The sequence below is a fragment of the Cognatishimia sp. genome (assembly GCF_049116455.1).
Lineage (GTDB): Bacteria > Pseudomonadota > Alphaproteobacteria > Rhodobacterales > Rhodobacteraceae > Cognatishimia.
Map to the genome: position 1 here is coordinate 543392 of NZ_JAGDYW010000003.1, position 18518 is coordinate 561909.

16 protein-coding genes are annotated in these 18518 nt (G+C 54.3%); 9 read left to right on the top strand and 7 right to left on the bottom strand.

Annotated features, from left to right (window positions below):
* Positions 1-11 precede the first annotated feature (11 nt).
* Together JXQ85_RS07640 and JXQ85_RS07645 are read right to left on the bottom strand one after the other, a co-directional pair.
* Positions 12-905: a TIM barrel protein gene (locus JXQ85_RS07640; protein WP_421748294.1), complete on the bottom strand. Its 894-nt coding sequence runs from the start codon at positions 903-905 to the stop codon at positions 12-14.
* An 18-nt stretch (positions 906-923) separates the two neighbouring features.
* Positions 924-2027 (bottom strand): Gfo/Idh/MocA family protein, encoded by a 1104-nt coding sequence (locus tag JXQ85_RS07645; protein ID WP_421748295.1) that lies wholly within the window; start codon positions 2025-2027, stop codon positions 924-926.
* A gap of 152 nt (positions 2028-2179) precedes the next feature.
* Between JXQ85_RS07645 and iolD the strand changes: the two genes are divergently transcribed.
* From iolD to iolG, 5 genes are read left to right on the top strand one after another with little or no spacing between them, the layout of a single operon-like run.
* Positions 2180-4048, top strand: a complete 1869-nt coding sequence (gene iolD / locus JXQ85_RS07650; protein ID WP_421748296.1) for a 3D-(3,5/4)-trihydroxycyclohexane-1,2-dione acylhydrolase (decyclizing) — start codon at positions 2180-2182, stop codon at positions 4046-4048.
* On the top strand, positions 4049-5029 hold the full coding sequence (gene iolC, locus JXQ85_RS07655) for a 5-dehydro-2-deoxygluconokinase (RefSeq protein WP_421748297.1): 981 nt from the start codon (positions 4049-4051) through the stop codon (positions 5027-5029).
* A gap of 14 nt (positions 5030-5043) precedes the next feature.
* Positions 5044-5901: a 5-deoxy-glucuronate isomerase gene (locus JXQ85_RS07660; RefSeq protein WP_421748299.1), complete on the top strand. Its 858-nt coding sequence runs from the start codon at positions 5044-5046 to the stop codon at positions 5899-5901.
* Complete coding sequence (locus tag JXQ85_RS07665; protein WP_421748301.1) at positions 5898-6731, top strand: class II fructose-bisphosphate aldolase; 834 nt, start codon at positions 5898-5900, stop codon at positions 6729-6731. The genes JXQ85_RS07660 and JXQ85_RS07665 overlap by 4 nt, the downstream gene beginning before the upstream one ends.
* A 3-nt stretch (positions 6732-6734) precedes the next feature.
* Complete coding sequence (gene iolG / locus JXQ85_RS07670) at positions 6735-7721, top strand: inositol 2-dehydrogenase (protein ID WP_421748302.1); 987 nt, start codon at positions 6735-6737, stop codon at positions 7719-7721.
* A 168-nt stretch (positions 7722-7889) separates the two neighbouring features.
* On the opposite strand, the gene JXQ85_RS07675 is transcribed toward iolG, so the two are convergent.
* Both JXQ85_RS07675 and JXQ85_RS07680 read right to left on the bottom strand, forming a co-directional pair.
* Positions 7890-9425, bottom strand: a complete 1536-nt coding sequence (locus tag JXQ85_RS07675; RefSeq protein ID WP_421748303.1) for an aldehyde dehydrogenase (NADP(+)) — start codon at positions 9423-9425, stop codon at positions 7890-7892.
* Positions 9426-9457: 32 nt separating this feature from the next.
* Positions 9458-10198, bottom strand: coding sequence for a ribonuclease activity regulator RraA (locus JXQ85_RS07680; RefSeq protein ID WP_421748304.1), 741 nt, complete (start codon positions 10196-10198; stop codon positions 9458-9460).
* 837 nt (positions 10199-11035) lie between these two features.
* Between JXQ85_RS07680 and JXQ85_RS07685 the strand changes: the two genes are divergently transcribed.
* Entirely contained in the window at positions 11036-13831 is a 2796-nt protein-coding gene (locus JXQ85_RS07685) for a bifunctional aconitate hydratase 2/2-methylisocitrate dehydratase (RefSeq protein ID WP_421748305.1), read from the top strand.
* 83 nt (positions 13832-13914) lie between these two features.
* Here JXQ85_RS07685 and JXQ85_RS07690 read toward each other — a convergent pair whose 3' ends face one another.
* The 3 genes from JXQ85_RS07690 to JXQ85_RS07700 all read right to left on the bottom strand — a co-directional run bounded on the left by JXQ85_RS07690 (position 13915) and on the right by JXQ85_RS07700 (position 16254).
* Positions 13915-14802, bottom strand: coding sequence for an NAD(P)-dependent oxidoreductase (locus JXQ85_RS07690; protein ID WP_421748306.1), 888 nt, complete (start codon positions 14800-14802; stop codon positions 13915-13917).
* A 76-nt stretch (positions 14803-14878) separates the two neighbouring features.
* A complete protein-coding gene (locus tag JXQ85_RS07695; RefSeq protein ID WP_421748307.1) occupies positions 14879-15388 on the bottom strand; it encodes a redoxin domain-containing protein in 510 nt (169 codons plus the stop codon).
* Positions 15389-15657: 269 nt separating this feature from the next.
* On the bottom strand, positions 15658-16254 hold the full coding sequence (locus JXQ85_RS07700) for a hypothetical protein (RefSeq protein WP_421748308.1): 597 nt from the start codon (positions 16252-16254) through the stop codon (positions 15658-15660).
* A 161-nt stretch (positions 16255-16415) separates the two neighbouring features.
* Between JXQ85_RS07700 and JXQ85_RS07705 the strand changes: the two genes are divergently transcribed.
* The 3 genes from JXQ85_RS07705 to JXQ85_RS07715 all read left to right on the top strand — a co-directional run bounded on the left by JXQ85_RS07705 (position 16416) and on the right by JXQ85_RS07715 (position 18461).
* Positions 16416-16808 (top strand): hypothetical protein, encoded by a 393-nt coding sequence (locus JXQ85_RS07705; RefSeq protein WP_421748309.1) that lies wholly within the window; start codon positions 16416-16418, stop codon positions 16806-16808.
* Positions 16809-16835: 27 nt separating this feature from the next.
* The gene (locus tag JXQ85_RS07710) at positions 16836-17303 is read left to right on the top strand and encodes a hypothetical protein (RefSeq protein ID WP_421748310.1); all 468 of its coding nucleotides are present in this window, start codon (positions 16836-16838) and stop codon (positions 17301-17303) included.
* 144 nt (positions 17304-17447) lie between these two features.
* Positions 17448-18461, top strand: coding sequence for a hypothetical protein (locus JXQ85_RS07715; protein ID WP_421748311.1), 1014 nt, complete (start codon positions 17448-17450; stop codon positions 18459-18461).
* Positions 18462-18518: the final 57 nt, after the last annotated feature.

Here is an 18518-nt window from a genome sequence, read left to right on the forward strand (position 1 = left end):
AGCGATATTCCTTAGTTAAAGCCAATGGATTCAAGATATTCTCTGTTCTTGCGCGCATCACCCAGAGTGTCTGGGTCGAGCAGCGGATCGCAGTCCTGTTCAACTGTACACCAGCCTTCAAAGCCCGCATCCAGAAGCACCTGGCGCACAGCTGGGAAATCCACATCCCCGTCGCCGAGATTACAGAAGATGCCATCGCCACAAGCTTCGTAGAAGTCTGTGCGGTTTTCGATCACCTTCGCTTTCACCTTTGGGTCGATGTCCTTGAAGTGCATGTAAGAAATGCGATCCACATAGCGCTTCATAAAGGCCACCGGGTCAAAGCCCGCATATGAATGGTGGCCCGTGTCAAAGCAGATCTTCAGGATCTTCTCGTCGACTTCATCAAGCAGCCGTTCCAGCTCTGGCTCAAAGTCCACAAAGCCTGCCGCGTGGGCATGCATGCCAACGGTCAGACCGTATTCCTCAGCGCCAATGCGCGCCGATTCCGCAATGCGATCGCGGAAGGCTGTCCATTCCGCCTTATCCATTTGCTCGGCTTCTGACGCGCGACCAGCTGTCGGCGCACGGCGCGGAGAGATCGAATCAATCAGCACCAAATGCTTTGCGCCATGGGCTTGCAAAGCCTTCGCCGTACGGTGCGTTGCATCCAGCACCTCATCCCATGCATCCGGGGCGTGATAGGGGCGGAAAACAACGCCGCCAATCAGCTCCAAATCGAACTCTTCTAAGGCTGACCCGAGTTCTGCCGGGTCTTCCGGCATGAAACCGACCGGCCCCAATTCGATGCCTTTATAGCCCGCTGCCGCACATTGGCGCAGCACTTCGCGCCAGGTTGGGTTGCGTGGGTCATTTGCAAATTCCACACCCCAAGAACAGGGGGCGTTGCCAATTCTGATGGTCATGATTTTCCTTTCCGAAGGTCAGAATGCGTTGACGTCTTGCCAGGACTTAGCGTCCGAGCTGGCAAGCGCCGCAGCGACAATACGATTTACGTCGTGGCCATCTTTGAAGGTTGGCCATGTGTTGGTTTTTGTGGCGATAGCTTCTAAGAAGTCCTTCGCCTCAATGATGATCTGGTCCTGATAGCCTGTGCCGTGGCCCGGGCCCTGACAGAAGGGTTCGTAATCGGGATGCGCAGGGCCTGTCAGAATTTTGCGAAAGCCGCGTGTGGCTTCGGGTTCGTCCATGGAATAGAACCAGATCGCGTTCTGGTCTTCCTGATCAAATCGGATCGCACCTTTGGTGCCTGTGACCTCATAGGCGTAGCCCATTTTTCGCCCTGTGGCGACTCGGCTGAAGTACATATGCCCCATGACACCGTTTGCAAAACGACACATCATTTGGGCGTGATCATCATTGGTAACGTCACCACCCGGGCGGGTTTTATGTACGGTTTCCACATCGGCCATGACCTGATCAATCGAGCCCAGCAAAGCCAATGCGGCATTGATCATATGCGGAGCCAGATCACCCATGGTGCCATTGGCCATGCCCGTCGTACGCCACGTGGCTGGAGACTGCGGATCGGCCATGAAATCTTCGGTATGTTCACCCCGAAACCAAGTCACATCCCCGATGGCGCCATCTGCGATTAATTTGCGGGCAAACTGGCTCGCTGGGGTGCGAATATAATTAAACCCCGTCATATTCACGACGCCCGCTTTTTCCGCGGCTGCGACCATGGCTGCACTCTCGGAAATCGAAGCACCTAAGGGTTTTTCGCAGAAAACCGGCTTGCCCAAAGCGAACGCTGCCTCGGCAATTTCCTTATGAGTTTCCTGCGGTGTGGCGATCACAATCGCCTCAACGGCGGGATCATTCACCAGCGCCTGCCAATCGTGCGTGGCACGGGAAAACCCATAGGCCACGCGGTAGCGCTCTGCGCTTTCAGGTGATGATGCGCAGATCATTTCCAGGCGCGGCCTTATGGCCGTGTTGAACACAGCGCCTACCGAGGCCATCGCAACCGAATGCGCCTTCCCCATATAGCCACCACCCAGGATGCCAATGCCAATCTCAGTCACGAGGCCCCTCCCTCTAGAACTTGGTTGTCGATTTTTGAAAACCAGTTTGCAACCGGTTGCAAAAACTGTATCGTGGGATTCGAAAACTCGCAATCCCCATTCGGCATGACGCTGAATTTTTGGAGAAGGTCGCCCGACCTAATAAGACTGAGATGACGACAGCAACTGACACAATACAGCTGACTACAGCACAGGCCATCATTCGTTGGCTTTCCAATCAATTCATCGAAATCGACGGGCAGGAAATGCGCGTCTGTGGCGGTGGGTTTGGCATTTTCGGCCATGGCAATGTGACCTGCCTTGGGGAAGCGCTTTATAACCATCGCGAGGAACTTCCGCTCTATCGTGGTCAAAACGAACAGGGCATGGGATTCGCTGCGGCGGGCTATGGCAAACAGTGGCTGCGCCAGCGATTTATGTTCTGCACGGCTTCTGCAGGCCCAGGCACGTCCAACCTGATCACATCAGCTGCTTTGGCTCATGCCAACCGCCTGCCGATGTTGCTTTTGTGTGGCGATGCTTTCCTGACCCGCCTGCCCGACCCTGTGTTGCAGCAGATGGAGAATTTCAACGACCCGACTTTTGGCGTGAACGACGCCTTTAAACCGGTTGTGCGCTATTGGGACCGCATCACGCATCCCGCACAGATCATCCAATCCCTGCCCGCTGCCTTGGCGACTTTGATCGATCCAGCAGACTGTGGCCCTGCCTTCCTAGGGCTGCCGCAGGATGTGCAAGGTTGGACCTATGATTACCCAGCCGTTTTCTTTGAAAAGAAAGTGCATCGCATTCGCCGCATTTCACCAGATGAAGCGGAAATTGCCGATGCTGTAGCTGCGCTTGCCAAAGCAGAACGCCCAATGATCATCGCAGGTGGTGGCGTGCAATATTCGGGAGCGGTCGATGAACTGACCGCTTTTGCAGAGAAACACCAAATACCCGTGGTCGAAACCATCGCGGGCCGGGCCAATATGTTGGCCACACACGATCTAAACATCGGCCCGCTGGGCGTGACAGGTTCTAACAGTGCGAACAATACGGCAGGAAAAGCTGATGTGATTGTCGCCGTTGGTACTCGGTTGCAAGATTTCACCACCGGGTCGTGGACGGCCTTTGCTCAGGATGCGCAGCTGATCTCCGTCAACGCAGCGCGGCATGATGCCGGCAAACACCGCTCTCTACCCGTGGTTGGCGACGCAGAACGCAGCCTAAAGGCGCTGGATGCTGCACTCGAATATACGGCCCCACAAAATTGGACAGATTTCGCCAAAGCGGAGCGTGTGAAATGGGATGCCTATGTGGCAGAGAATGTCGCCCATGGGAACCGACCGAACTCCTACGCGCAAGCGATTGGTGTGGTGAACGAGCTTTGTGATCCGCGCGACCGTGTGGTGGCCGCCGCGGGTGGTCTGCCCGCCGAAGTCACCGCCAACTGGCGCACCTTGGATATTGGCACCGTGGATGTGGAATTTGGCTTCTCTTGCATGGGCTACGAGATTTCCGGTGCTTGGGGCGCGCGTATTGCGCAGGCCGAACGCGAGCCGGATCAGGACACCATCGTCTTTATTGGCGACGGCTCTTACATGCTGATGAACTCGGATCTCTATTCGTCCGTGCTGAGCCAGAAGAAACTGATTGTGCTGGTGCTGGATAATGGCGGCTTTGCTGTGATCAACAAGCTGCAAAACAACACTGGTAATGAAAGCTTTAACAACCTCCTCGCGGATTGCCCGACAATCCCCAAAGCCTTTGGTGTGGATTTCGAAGCCCATGCTGCGTCGCAAGGGGCCATTGCTGAAACGGTTTCAAACCCCGCGGAACTCGGCGAAGCGTTCAAACGCGCCAAAGCCAGCGACCGCAGCCATGTGATTGTGATGAAGGTTGACCCCTATGAAGGCTGGACCACCGAAGGCCACACATGGTGGGAGGTTGGCACGCCGCATATCACAGATAGCGACCGCGTGCGCGACGCGCATATTGATTGGGAATCCTCCCGCAGCAAGCAGCGGAAGGGCGTTTAAATGAGCGACCTGATCGAAGCCATCAAGGCCCGAAAGTTTGTGGTCTTTGGCCGGGCTGGCATGGATATGTTTGCCGACCCAGTGGGCACGAAATCGGAACACGCCGAGGTGTTCCGTGCCGATCTGGGCGGGTCCTCCGCCAATATCTGTGCCGGTCTGGTCAAATTGGGCTGCGAGGCGGCTTTGGTGACCTCTGTTTCAGATGACGCTGTTGGACGGTTTGCGACCAACCGGCTGAAACACTACGGGGTCGACACAACCTATGTGCGGCCCGAAGGCGGCGAGGCACGGACCTCGCTAGCGATCTATGAAAGCTGCATCGAAGACTTTCAGAATGTGATCTACCGCAATGGGGCTGCTGATTTCCAAGTGACCGAAGAAGACGTTGATCGCGTTGACTATTCTCGCTTTTCTGCCCTGATCACGGCAGGCACTGTCTTTGCCGGGCAGCCTTCCCGAGAGGCAACCTTTAAAGCCTTTGAAAACGCCAAAGCGGCAGGCCTGCCGGTGATCTTTGACATCGATTACCGGCCCTATTCTTGGCCTTCGCCTCAAGTGGCCGCCGATGTGCTGACCCGCGCCGGGGAAGCCAGTGACATGATCGTCGGCAATGACGAAGAGTTCGGCTTTATGGCTGGCGGCATCAACAAGGGCCTCGCCATGGCGAAGGAGCTTTCGCAAGACGGGCGCTTCATCATCTACAAAATGGGCCATGAAGGTGCTGTCACCTTTTTTGAAGGTCAAGAAATCCGCACCGGGATTTACCCCGTGACCGCCGTTAAACCCAACGGTGCAGGTGACAGTTTCATGGCCGGGCTTCTCGCCGGGATCGCTGAGGGACGCGATCTGAAAGAGGCCATTTTGCGCGGCTCTGCCTGTGCGTCAATTGTGGTCAGCAAAGCGGGCTGCGCGCCTTCCATGCCAACCACACCCCAACTCGAAGACTTTCTGGCCAGCCACGCTGGCCCAACAGCACCATAAAGGACCCGCTGACCATGCATATCGCGCCACATGACAACCAGAACAAACCTATTGTCGACGCCGAAGACTCGCTGGTTCCGCTGAACTATTTCAATATCGTGAAGCTGAAAAAGGGTGAGAGCTTTGACTACGCCGTGCCGGGTTATGAAACCTGCATCGTCCCAGCGACGGGTACTGTGAACGTCGAAGTTGAGGGCGCATCCTACCCTGCCCTTGGCAATCGCGTCGAAGATGTCTGGGGTGGTGAGCCAGAGGGCGTTTATGTCCCGGTTGGTGCCAAAACCCGCTTTACCTGCGTCTCTGAGGCGACCGAAGTTTTTATCGCCGGGGCGAAATACGACAAGGTTTTGGAACCTTTTGACGTGCGCGAGGCAGAAATTGATCTGGTGCAATACGGATCGGACGACACCAAAACCCACCGGAAAATCAAACACATCCTTGGTACAAAGTATCATGACAAGGTGGGTCGCCTGCTGGTGAGCGAACTCTTTACCGTGGGCGAAGGCGGCTGGTCTGGTTTCCCAAGCCACAAGCATGACACCGACCGTTGGGACGACAATGGCGAGATGATCGAAAGCCGCCATGACGAGACGTATAATTTCCGGTTCAAGCCGAACTATGGTTCTGGCATGCAGATGTTGCAGCGTGAAGACAATGAACCGGGCGATGCTTATCACATCATGGATGGCTCCACGATTTGCATCGACAAGGGCTATCACCCCTGCGCGGTGCTGCCGGGGTATCAGATGTATTACTTCACCATTTTGGGTGGCCTCAGCCAGCGCAGCCTGAAGCAATATTTCCAACCAACCCATGAAGCGCAGCTGCACACGATCCCGGGGATCATGGATATGGTGGCAAAGTTCAAATGAGCTTGGTGACACTTGCAGAAATCCTGCAACCCGCATTGAAAAACAACTACGCGGTGGCTGGATTGGTCACTCTTGGTTGGGAAGAAACCCGCGCCTATGTGGCGGCGGCTGAGGCTGAAGGTGTTGCTGTGATCTTGCAGGCGGGGCCCGGCTGTCGCGAACACACGCCTTTGCCCATTCTAGGGAAGACGTTCCGGTATCTGGCGGAAAATGCCTCGGTGCCTGTCGTTGCGCATTTGGATCACGGATACACATTGGAAGAGTGCAAGATTGCACTCGACAGCGGGTTTACCTCGATCATGTATGATGGCTCTCGTAAGCCGTTGCAGCAGAACATCGATGAGACCGCGGCGATTGCCGAAATGGCCCATGCGGCCGGTGTGTCTTGCGAAGGTGAGATCGGGTTTGTGGGCTATTCCGGTGGTGAGCAATCTGCGGGCACCGATCCTGATGAAGCCGCGCAGTTTGCGCGAGACACGGGTGTTGATGCCATGGCGATTTCTGTTGGCAACGTGCATTTGCAGCAGGATAAGGATGGCGCGGGGCTGGATGAGCCACGCATTCGGGCCATCGAAGCCGTGACAGATGTGCCTTTGGTCATTCATGGTGGCTCTGGCGTGCCGATGGCACAACGCACACATCTGGCGCGCAGCTCTGCAGTTTGTAAGTTTAACATCGGGACGGAACTGCGCATGGCTTTTGGCAATGCGCTGCGTCAGGCGGTGAACGCAGACCCGGATCGCTTTGATCGCGTCAGCATTCTGAAAGAAACCCACGATCCGGTGGTTGCCGCCACGCGGACCGTATTGCAGGCTTTTAAGGGAGCGTAACCCATGCTGAACATTGGACTTTTAGGATGTGGCCGGATTGGTGTCGTACATGCGCGCTCGATCTTTGGCATTGATAATGCGCGGGTTTCTGCGGTGGCGGATGCTTTTTCGGAACCCGCCGAGGCCCTTGCCGCCAAGACCGGTGCTGCCGTGATGGACACCGACGAACTGATCGCCAACGACGCGGTGGATGCGGTGGTGATCGGCACGCCGACGGATACGCATTACGATCAGATCCACGCGGCGGCCAAAGCGGGCAAAGCGATCTTCTGCGAAAAACCAGTGGATATGTCTGCTGACCGCATTCGCGACTGTATCAAAGTTGTTGAGGAGGCAGGCGTGCCTTTTCTGACAGCCTTCAACCGTCGCTTTGATCCCAATTTCGCCCATCTACAGGCCCAAATTGCTAATGGTGCGATTGGCGATGTAGAGCTGGTGACAATCCAGAGCCGTGACCCCTCCCCGCCGCCGATCAGTTATATCAAAAGCTCGGGCGGGCTGTTCCGGGATATGATGATCCATGATTTGGACATGGCGCGTTTTCTGCTGGGAGAAGAGCCCACAAGCATCTTTGCGCGCGGCTCGTCATTGGTGGATCCAGAGATCGGTGAGGCCGGTGATGTGGACACAGCCGCCGTGATCCTAACCACCGACAGCGGTAAGATCTGCCAGATCTCATGCTCACGTCGCGCGACATATGGCTATGACCAGCGCATTGAAGTGCATGGCTCAGGCGGCATGTTGCGGGCAGACAATCAATTGGAAACCACGGTCGAGCAAGCGACGGCATCAGGTTTTAACAAGGCCCCTGCCCAGCATTTCTTCTTAGAACGCTATGAAGCCGCGTATCGTGCTGAGATGTTGCACTTTATTGAAGGCGTGCAGGGTAAAGCTGCGATTTCGCCCAATATTCACGACGGGCTCAGAGCGCAGGTTCTGGCGGATGCCGCGTCGCAATCGCAGGCCAGCGGGCAACCCGTCGCGCTTTGAATCTCACAAAAGACTCAAAAACGGCCCGCATTTTTGCGGGCCGTTTTATTTAGAGGGGGCGGCCACCCGTATCGTGCGGATCAGAGAACGGAGAGTATCGGCTTGGGGAGGAATACCTAAGCTGAATGTCCCTGATCCGCGGCAACCGCCCCTTTGAATTCACAGACGTTATGGGGACGCTGTGAAATCTGCTTTGAAATCCTCTGGCAGCAAGGCCTCTGGTAGGCTTTGCAAACAGACCGGGCGCAAGAAGCGGCGGATCGCCATCGTACCCACAGACGTTGCACCAAAGTTTGTAGAAGCAGGGTATGGGCCGCCATGCACCATGGTGTCAGACACCTCGACACCGGTCGGGAAGCCATTGGCCAAAATACGACCTGCTTTGCGTTCCAGCACTGGCATCAAAGACTGCGCAATCACTGTATCCGCCTCATCCATATGCAACGTACAGGTCAGCTGACCTTCAAGGCCGCGCGCCAGATCGCGCATTTCGACAAGGTCTTTCACGCGCACAACCACGCCCAACGGGCCAAAGACTTCTTCCTTGAGGTCATGATTGTTCATCCACTCTGAACCAGTGGTTTCAAACAACACCGGGCTGGCCTGACGCGCGGCACAAGTGGTGCCAAAGGCTTCAGAAACACCGGAAGCCGCTGCAATACGGTCCCGGCCCGAACGGAAAGCCTCGGCAATACCATTAGTCAGCATGGTCTGGCTGGCCACCTGCTGCAGCCCTTCAACGGCACAGGCCACAAAAGCGTCGGCATCAGGACCATCGATCACAACCGCAACACCAGGATTGGTGCAGAACTGCCCTGCCCCCATGGTCAAAGATGCGGCCCAGCCGGTCCCGATATCAGCACCGCGTTCCGCCAAAGCATTGGGCAATAAGAACATTGGGTTGGTGGAGCCGAGCTCTCCGAAGAAAGGAATTGGCAAATCGCGCTGCGCGCAAAGATCAAAGAGTGCTCGTCCGCCGCCCAGCGACCCCGTGAAACCAACGGCATTGATCAGCGGGTGCTGCACCAAGGCTGTACCCACATCGCGTTTACCGCCTTGAATCAATGAGAAAACACCCGGGTGTACCCCGCATTTTTCGATGGCCGCTGCGATGGCTTCGGCGATGATCTCGCCTGTGCCCGGATGCGCACTGTGGCCTTTGACCACGACGGGACAGCCTGCCGCTAAAGCTGAGGCCGTATCGCCGCCAGCGGTTGAGAACGCCAAGGGGAAGTTGGACGCCCCGAAAACAGCCACAGGACCAATCGGCCGTTGGATCAAACGCAGGTCAGGGCGCGGTAACGGCGCGCGATCCGGCAGTGCGGGGTCATGGCGCAGGTCCAGATAATCCCCTGCTAAAATGTGGCTCGCGAACAGGCGCAGCTGGCCAACCGTGCGGCCGCGTTCGCCCTGCAGACGCGCCTCTGGCAGCCCTGTTTCCTGTGTGCCGATTTCAGTCACCTGATCGCCACGCGCGTCGATTTCATCTGCAATTGTGTTCAGAAATGCGGCGCGCTCTTCGCGGGAGGAATAGCCATAGGACCAAAACGCCCCTTCGGCGGCTTCGCAGGCTGCATCCACCAAAGCCGGGGTGCCGACTGAAAATTGATGTGACGGGCCATGCACCGGGGAGGTTGCAAACTGTGCTTCGCCCGCGACCCATTCTCCTGCGATCAGGTGTTTGCCATGAGGTGTGAATGTCATGTCGTTCTCTTTAACTCGATGTTCAGTAGCGCTTATTCAGCGGGGACTTTGGCGTTCTGCTGAGACAGCCAAGCTTCGAAAGCAATGAGGTTCTTTTCATCCGTGGCCGGATAAAGACCGATGATGCTGGCGCCAGCTGCAACGCGGGACAGCACGAAATCCTCATAGGCCGTCATCTGCGTGGCTTCTTCGGCAACTTCATCGGCCAAATGCGCGGGGATGACGATGATGCTGTCATCATCACCCACCAAGATATCGCCAGGGAAGACCGGTGCATCGCCACAGCCAATTGGCACGTTGATCTCAATGGCCTCATTGGAGGTCAGATTGGTCGGGCTGGACGGGCGCTGATGGTAAGCTGGAATGTCGAGCTGTGCGATGTTCATCGCATCGCGAAAGCCACCATCCGTGACCACCCCTGCAACGCCCCGCATCATTAGACGGCTGACGAGAATATCACCGGCTGACGCCGAATTGGCGCATTTGCGACTGTCCATGACCATCACATGACCCTGTGGGCATTCTTCAACGGCGACCCGCTGAGGATGCTTTGGGTTACGGAATTCGACCAGTTGGTTGCGATCTTCACGTGCCGGCATATAGCGCAGCGTGAAGGCAGGACCGACCATGTTACGGCCCTTTTGTGACAAAGGATGTACGTTTTGGATCACCTGGCTCCGCAGGCCGCGCTTGTAAAGCGCAGTTGCCAACGTAGCGACCGATACCTTTTCCAGCTGCGCGCGTGTGGCTGGCTTTAGGGGGTGTTCGGACATCGAGTTTCCTTTCGTTTCCGGGGAAATGGATTGATCATCAGAGGTCATTTCGCGCTTACCTCCGTGATTGGATGAATTGGGGCGCGGTTCCGTAAGTTGGGAACGGCGCGGCGCGCTGAGTAAGCGGAATGGAATCGGTTCGGATTTGTTTGCCCAGATTCGGTGTGGGCTTACAAATTTCGTTTGAAACAACGACGGGCTGCAAAGACATCCAGTGCCACCCGTGCTGTGAGCAAGAGTTAAACGGCAAAACCGTCGCGCACATTCTGTGCATCGACTGCGTCGTGACCTCAATGAAAGCACGCGCATTTACTGTTAAAAAACAGCACATTACACCGTGTTTACTGCTCTCTTCCAAACGACCCTCCTCAGATCCATCATAGATCGCTGTACCTCTATGAAGTGCTGCAAGCACTTCGCGCGAGCCCCTCCCGGACGCGGTCAATGGGGGCGAAGGGCTGATCCCTCCCCCAGAAAGCCGCAATACAACTTCGTGACTCATACTTACCAATTTTTACAAATTAAGACAAGTGGGTTTCAATTACACATTTGCGAAAGAAAAACCGGGATGGCGGGAACGCATTTGTCTGTGACGCTGTGCGTTGGTTTGAGCGCCTAAAATGTGCTAACCAAGCGCAAATCACCTTCTTGGGTCGTGTTTTGCGCGCACGATCTGCAAGTTGGATTGGTGCATGAAGGCCTTAATTATCTGGCCAAACACACTTGCATACAATTGTATGCTGAACTATATCAGCGCTGAGCTAGCTTGACTGGTGTGCCGTCGATTCTGCGCGCTGGCTGCAAGCAACAGGAAACATAGAAGGCGTCGGGATTATCATGAGCTTATATGCAGATTACCTAACCGAAATCGAAACCCGCAAAGGCGAGGGTCTGAGCCCAAAACCTATTGATAACGGCGATCTGGTTGCCGAATTGATCGAACAGATCAAAGACACCGGCAGCGAACACCGTGATGCCTCCCTGAATTTCTTTATCTACAACACACTGCCTGGCACCACGAGCGCTGCAGGCGTGAAAGCAGCCTTCCTGAAAGAGATCATTCTGGGCAACCAAGGTGTTGAAGAAATCACACCTGCATTTGCTTTCGAACTGCTGTCTCACATGAAGGGTGGCCCATCTATCGACGTTCTGCTCGACCTTGCTCTGGGCGACAACGACGTGATTGCAAAGGACGCCGCTGACGTTCTGAAAACACAGTTCTTCCTCTATGACGCCGACATGGCGCGCCTGAAGGATGCGCTGGACGCCGGAAGCGCGATCGCGAAAGACGTTCTGGAAAGCTACGCTGCAGCCGAATTCTTCACCAAGCTACCTAAGATCGAAGAAGAGATCAAAGTTGTCACCTATGTTGCAGGTGAAGGCGATATCTCGACCGACCTTCTGTCACCAGGTAACCAAGCGCACTCTCGTGCGGACCGTGAACTGCACGGCAAATGCATGATCTCTGAAAAAGCGCAGGAAGAAATTCAAGCGCTGAAGCTAAAACACCCTGATGCGCGCGTTATGCTGATTGCTGAAAAGGGCACCATGGGTGTTGGCTCCTCTCGGATGTCCGGCATCAACAACGTGGCCCTGTGGACTGGTAAGCAAGCATCGAAATACGTTCCGTTTGTGAACTACGCGCCTATCGTTGCAGGTACCAACGGCATTTCTCCGATCTTCCTGACAACCGTTGGCGTGACAGGCGGCATCGGCATCGACCTGAAAAACTGGGTCAAGAAAACCGACGAAGACGGCAATGTCATCATGAACAACGACGGCAACCCAGTTTTGGAAGAGAAATACTCTGTCAAAACCGGCACCGTGATGAAGATCAATACCAAAGAGAAGAAGCTTTATAACGAAGATGGCGACAAAGAACTTGTTGGCGTCGACAGCTCCTTCACACCGCAGAAGATGGAGTTCATCAAAGCGGGCGGTTCTTACGCCATTGTCTTTGGTAAGAAGCTGCAAGCCTTTGCATCCGAAGCACTGGGCGTTGATCTGAAGCCCGTCTTTGCGCCATCCAAAGAAATTCACAACGAAGGTCAGGGCCTGACTGCTGTAGAGAAAATCTTTAACCGCAACGCGGTTGGTGTGAAAACTGACAAGCCTCTGCACGCGGGTTCTGACGTACGTGTTAAAGTCAACATCGTTGGTTCTCAGGACACGACTGGTCTGATGACCATGCAGGAACTTGAAGCAATGGCGGCGACTGTTGTCTCCCCTTCCGTCAACGGTGCATATCAGTCTGGTTGTCACACAGCCTCTGTTTGGGACTTGAAGGCACAGGCTAACACCCCGCGTCTGATGAAGTTCATGAATGATTTCGGTCTGGTCACAGGCCGTGACCCGAAGGGCGTATATCACGCCATGACCGACGTTATTCACAAGGTTCTGAACGACATCACTGTGGATGACCGCGCGATCATCATCGGCGGCGACAGCCACACACGTATGTCCAAAGGCGTGGCCTTCGGTGCAGACTCTGGCACTGTTGCGCTTGCTTTGGCAACCGGTGAATCTTCCATGCCCATCCCAGAGTCTGTGAAGGTAACCTTCAAGGGCAAAATGGCAGAGCACATGGATTTCCGTGACGTTGTTCACGCAACCCAGTTGCAGATGCTTCAGCAGAACTCCGGCGACAACGTCTTTCAAGGCCGCGTGATCGAAGTGCACATTGGTACCCTTCTGGCAGACCAAGCCTTCACCTTCACCGACTGGACTGCAGAGATGAAAGCGAAAGCTTCTGTCTGTATCTCCAACGATGATACGCTGGTTGGCTCTTTGGAACTGGCGAAGTCCCGTATCAAGATCATGATGGAAAAAGGCATGGAGCATGAAAATGGCATGCTGCAGCGCCTTATCGACATCGCAGATGCGCGTATTGCGGAAATCAAATCGGGTGAAGTGCCTGCACTGGCACCAGATGCGAACGCAAAATACTTCGCAGAAGTTGTGATTGACCTGGACCAGATCGTTGAACCAATGATCGCTGACCCAGACGTGAACAACGCTGACGTTTCCAAGCGTTACACACACGATACCATCCGTACGATCTCTTACTACAACGCAGAAAAGAAGGTCGATCTGGGCTTTGTGGGCTCCTGCATGGTGCACAAGGGCGACATCAAGATTGTGGCGCAGATGCTGCGTAACCTTGAAGCCGCCAACGGCAAGGTAGAGTTCCAAGCACCTCTGGTGGTTGCGGCGCCTACCTACAATATCGTTGACGAGTTGAAGGAAGAAGGCGACTGGGAAGTTCTGCAGAAGTATTCCGGTTTCGAATTCGACGATTCAGCGCCTAAGACTGCTGCACGGACAGAATACGAAAACATCCTGTATCTTGAGCGTCCTGGCTGTAACCTTTGCATGGGTAACCAAGAAAAGGCCGCGAAAGGCGATACCGTTCTTGCGACATCCACTCGTCTGTTCCAAGGGCGTGTTGTGGCTGACCTTCCTGAGAAAAAAGGTGAATCCCTGCTGGCCTCCACACCGGTTGTTGTTCTAGCCGCCATCTTGGGTCGCACACCAACTTTGGAAGAATACAAAGTGGCTGTCGAAGGCATCGATCTGACAAAGTTCGCGCCTCCGGTTCAAAAGCCTCTTGGTCCGAAGTCAGTTCACTTCTGATCCTACGGATCGTTACGAATAAAAGACCCCGGCGTTTCGATAAGAGACGCCGGGGTTTTCTTTTTCTTCAATGTGTAATGCAATCAGTTGCGATACATATCTGCAAACATATCAACCGCCTGCGAAACCATCTTGTCACCATGGCCCTGCGCCACTGCAATCCCCAGTGCCTGTTTGGTACCGGTCGACATGACTGTCAGATTGCCCATCGCATCCGCCATGGTGGTGTAATAGCCAACGTCTTTCTTGGCGTTCTTCAAGGCGAACTCCAGCTGCGTTGCATCGCCATCAACGGCATAGCTTTTCACAAGACCCATCATCGCCGAATTCAGCGGCCCCTGAGACATTACCTCGTACAGCGTGTCCCGCGCGACGCCTGCGGCTTCGCCCATTGCAAAGGCTTCACCCATGGCCATGGCGGTGGTCATGCCAAAGAAGTTGTTTATCAGCTTAACAGTGTGACCCGCGCCTGATGCGCCAAGGTGAAAGACGTTTTCGCCAAGATCATCCAGCACAGGCTTAACCTGCGCAAAGGCAGCCTGATCGCCAGCGCACATGATATTCAGCAAGCCATCCGCAGCATGTGCCGGGGTCCGGCCCAAAGGCGCATCCAAATAAACACCCCCAGCCGTGGCCACTTCTTCGGCAAGCGCGCGAGTGGATTCTGGCAAAGAAGTGCCAAAATCAATGACAATCGTTCCGGGCGTCAGCCCCGCGATTACACCTTCTGGCCCGCGCATCCGGTTTTCAACAGAATTTGACGTATCCATACACATCATCACGATATCCACGGTTTCAGCCAACTCACGCGCTGACGACACTTCTGTCGCTCCGCGTGCCAATGCAGCATCGATCTGCACCCGTGTGCGATTGGCCAAAACGGACATGTCATAGCCTTGATCCAGCAGACGCTGACACATAGGGGCTCCCATAAGGCCTAGCCCCATAAATCCGATTTTTGGTTTTGACATTGTATTCTCCTGAGGGATCCAGCCATGTGTTTGTTCCGTCAGAGCTGGACTTTGAGTGGTTGAAAAATAGAGGCGATTAGGCCGTACCGCGCGTTGGACGATCGTTGGTGATGTTGAAAATCATCCCATCCAGTAGCTCTTCCAAATCTGGGCGGGCGGCCGGGCCGTTGGAAATATCAACGAGCATCAATGTCCCATCTGGCCGGATGCCAAAGGCCCCCGGCTCGGCAAACAGATCCGTGGTTTCTGCCTCTGACAGCGGTTCGGTCACGTAAAGACCAAGTGCGCGCATCTGGTCGACACTAAGCCCATAGCCAAGATCAAAGGTCCAATCAAATTCAGCCTGGTCGGCCTGAGCCTTTTCCAATGTGTCGGCAGAAGTCACGACCACATCCATCACATCGGTCCAGTTGGGTAATACGGCATTGAGTTTGTTGAGAAACCGCTTGCAGCGCGGACAATGCGCACCGCGGTAAACAAACAACATGGTCCAGCGATCCTTATGCGTGCCGATCTGGATCGGTTCGCCGCCTGTCACCCTTGGAATGCTAATCGGCCCGACTTGGGCTCCTACTTTAGGTTTCATATGCATCCCTCTCGCGCATGCCTTTATGTTTTCACTACATTGCCCGACTACTATAGTAGCATTCTAGTATCGTCAAATCAGATCAATGTGCCCAAATCTGACGAATTGCCTAAGGCCCGCCTCGGGGTCGGAGGACAAAAAAGGGCGGCCGATCTGGCCACCCATAAGTTGAGATTGTCTGTCTTTATTAAGTCGAGAAGAAAGCGATCCGCCCCCGGCTGCGCGCGAAGGGCGTCGTCGTGATATTAATCTGCCGCGCTAAACACAGACTACATCTGAGTGCGGATCATCATTGCACCATGCCCTGCACTTTTCTCGTCAGGAAAGTAGTCAGGCATATCCCATAAAAGGTTGAACCCATTGGCCGCATAAAGGCGCAGCTCGGGATCGCGAAACCGGCCATCAGTCTGCGGAACAACATAGTCCGTTAGATTTCCATCTTGGTTATGACGTATCCACTTTACGAAGCCCGGCACACGGCTGCCGACACACATGGCACGGCATCCGCCCCCTAAATACATCTTCGTATAGGCATCAATCACATGATGCGCCACGCCTTTGCCAGACACCCCAGGTCGCGCGGACATGGAAACCCCATAGGCAATCGCGCCCTCTGGTCGATGGCTCTGAGCTATCTGACCGCAATCAGTCTGAGCATCCCAGCTTTTGGTTGAGATATGATCCGTCAATTGAGAGGCGGCATAGCCAACGACCTGCCCCTTTTCGATAACAACAATACTGCCTTTTTCAAAAACGGCCGACCGTTGCGCGATAGTTTCTTTTGAGGCTGCCAACGGTCCCCAAGCGATTTTTTCGACCTCAGCCACTTCTGCGATATCCTTGGGGCACATGGTGCGAACAATCATGATGTTCTCCTGTTTTTAGGTGCCCTTTTTTGCCATGCGCTCCGTGATTTTAATGCCGTCTCGGCTCTGTCCATACTCACAGATCAAAGCAATAAGTGATTGAAATGAATACCCTTAACCCTTCTCCTGAAAAGATATTGGTGCCTATTGAGGCCCGCCTTATGACCCCCAAAGAAATTATCCTTTTGATGCGCGGCCTTGGGGTTGGCAAAGAAAACTACCCGCCGCCGTTCCACGCCCGCAGCTGGACGACAAACGAATTTCTAGAAGCCTGTATGCGCCCGGATGTGATCCGTCAGTTTCGCGCCCTCAAACGATCAGATCAAATCCCAGAACGCACAACGGTTGACGGATGGTTTTCCCCGAAAGGCCCACTGCCAGATGATCGCAGAAAGGCATGGCATTTCTTTTTCCATGTCTTCTTTTCCTACGAACGTCGCGCATTTGGCACGCAGGAATGGAAACGGGCCTTTTTTGACGCCGTCCGTCGCCAGAAAATCTTGGCCGCGCGCTTGGTGCCCAACGAATTACCGCTTGTCGCATTGAACCCATGACCCCCTTCAGAATTAAAAGGAATTTAGATGTCCAATCAAAATCTAGCTGCGCCCCTGTATAGTGAACCGTCCCCTCTTCCAAACTTTCATCCAGTCACCGCAGGAGCTGAGAACCTTGCAAGCACACTTTTGTTTAACGCAGGTCTACGATTTCTGAGGGACCAACCGCATGATGCATGGAAGATTCATATAAATTTTGAACATTGGGACAGCCTACTAACGCAGGCGCGATCTCTTACGGCGCAGGGCCTACTGACACCAGAAGATCAAATTATCTGTCACCATATTTGCGAAGCAACCGAGATCTGCGAGGCTCAGATCAGGCTTGGCTATCGGCGCGCCTATTTCACCGAAATGGCCGAGCATCAGACAACATATTTTGAGTATTTCGTACTCTACAAAGTTCCAACGGCGATCCTGCAAAGCCTGCAAGCGCTATGCGACCACGAACGTCTGCTGCGGGGGATCGAACACCTTTTGCCTCAGACCCAGTAGAAACCCCACGAGCGACCACATAAAATAAAGGTTACTTTACAATATCTTAAATCTTACCAGCCCTCATTGGGACGGGGACCGCACTGCAGTGATCTGCAAGGGGTCATGCGACGTGTTTCTCATTGCAACAATGAGGAACCCCCAATGTTTCAAACGCAAAATGGGATCACTTATGGCTACGATATCGAGGTCAAATATGATCCAATCCTAAAAGCCAGAGTGAAACGATTGTTACAGCTTTTCCCGGGAATGGGCTGTGTGCCGTGGCTTAGAACAAAAGCTGCGTGTTGCCCATTCTGCCGCCTGCCAGCGGGTACGCGACTGGCAGTCTTGGGGGAAGGCCATGAGGCGCATTTTGATCCCTGGGAAATTTCAGATGCGGACTACGTTGAAATGATCGATCAATCCTTTGCTGCGGCAAGGGATGTGGAAACTGTGGCATGTTTTAACGGCGGATCGTTTCTGACGGATCGAGAGATCCCCAAAACCGCGCGGAGCTACCTCTATAACCAAGTGGCGCGCCACCCGACGGCAAAAGGACTGTTGATTGAAAGTCGGCCAGAGTTCATCCAAGACGACATGCTCGCGGAAGCAGAAGCGCAGCTTGGCGGTAAGGCTCTGACCGTGGCGATTGGCTTGGAAAGCACCACAGATCAGGTGCGCAATGGCCCATTGGCAAAGTTTATTGGCCGTAAAAGCTTTCTATCCGCTGTGAAACGTTTGCAAGACCGCGGTCACAAAACTTTTGTCTATGTGTTTTTAGGCGCCCCCGGATTATCGGCATCAGACGCACTGGCAGATGCCCAAAAATCGATCGATGAGCTTGCTGAATTGGGCGTCGATCAAATTGCTCTATCCTGCGCCTTTGTACCGCCGGGTGGGCCGCTGGAAGACATGTACACACAAGGCGAATTCCGTCCCCCATACCTTTGGAGCATCGCGCAATTGGTCGACCACGCACAACGCAGGTCTATTCCTCTAAGCCTAGGCGGGTTTGATGACTTCCCCCCTCCGGTCGCCATCCCACATAACTGTGGGGCATGTGACGGGGAAATCCATGAAGTATTTGACCAATTCCGAAAAACAAATCAGTTCGATCTCAACAGTTTACCTGATTGTTCTTGTCATCAGGATTGGGAAAACACACTGACAACCTAAAAGAGAATTGGTTGACAATATTCACACCTCAATCGCATATGTTATGTCTATTGAGGC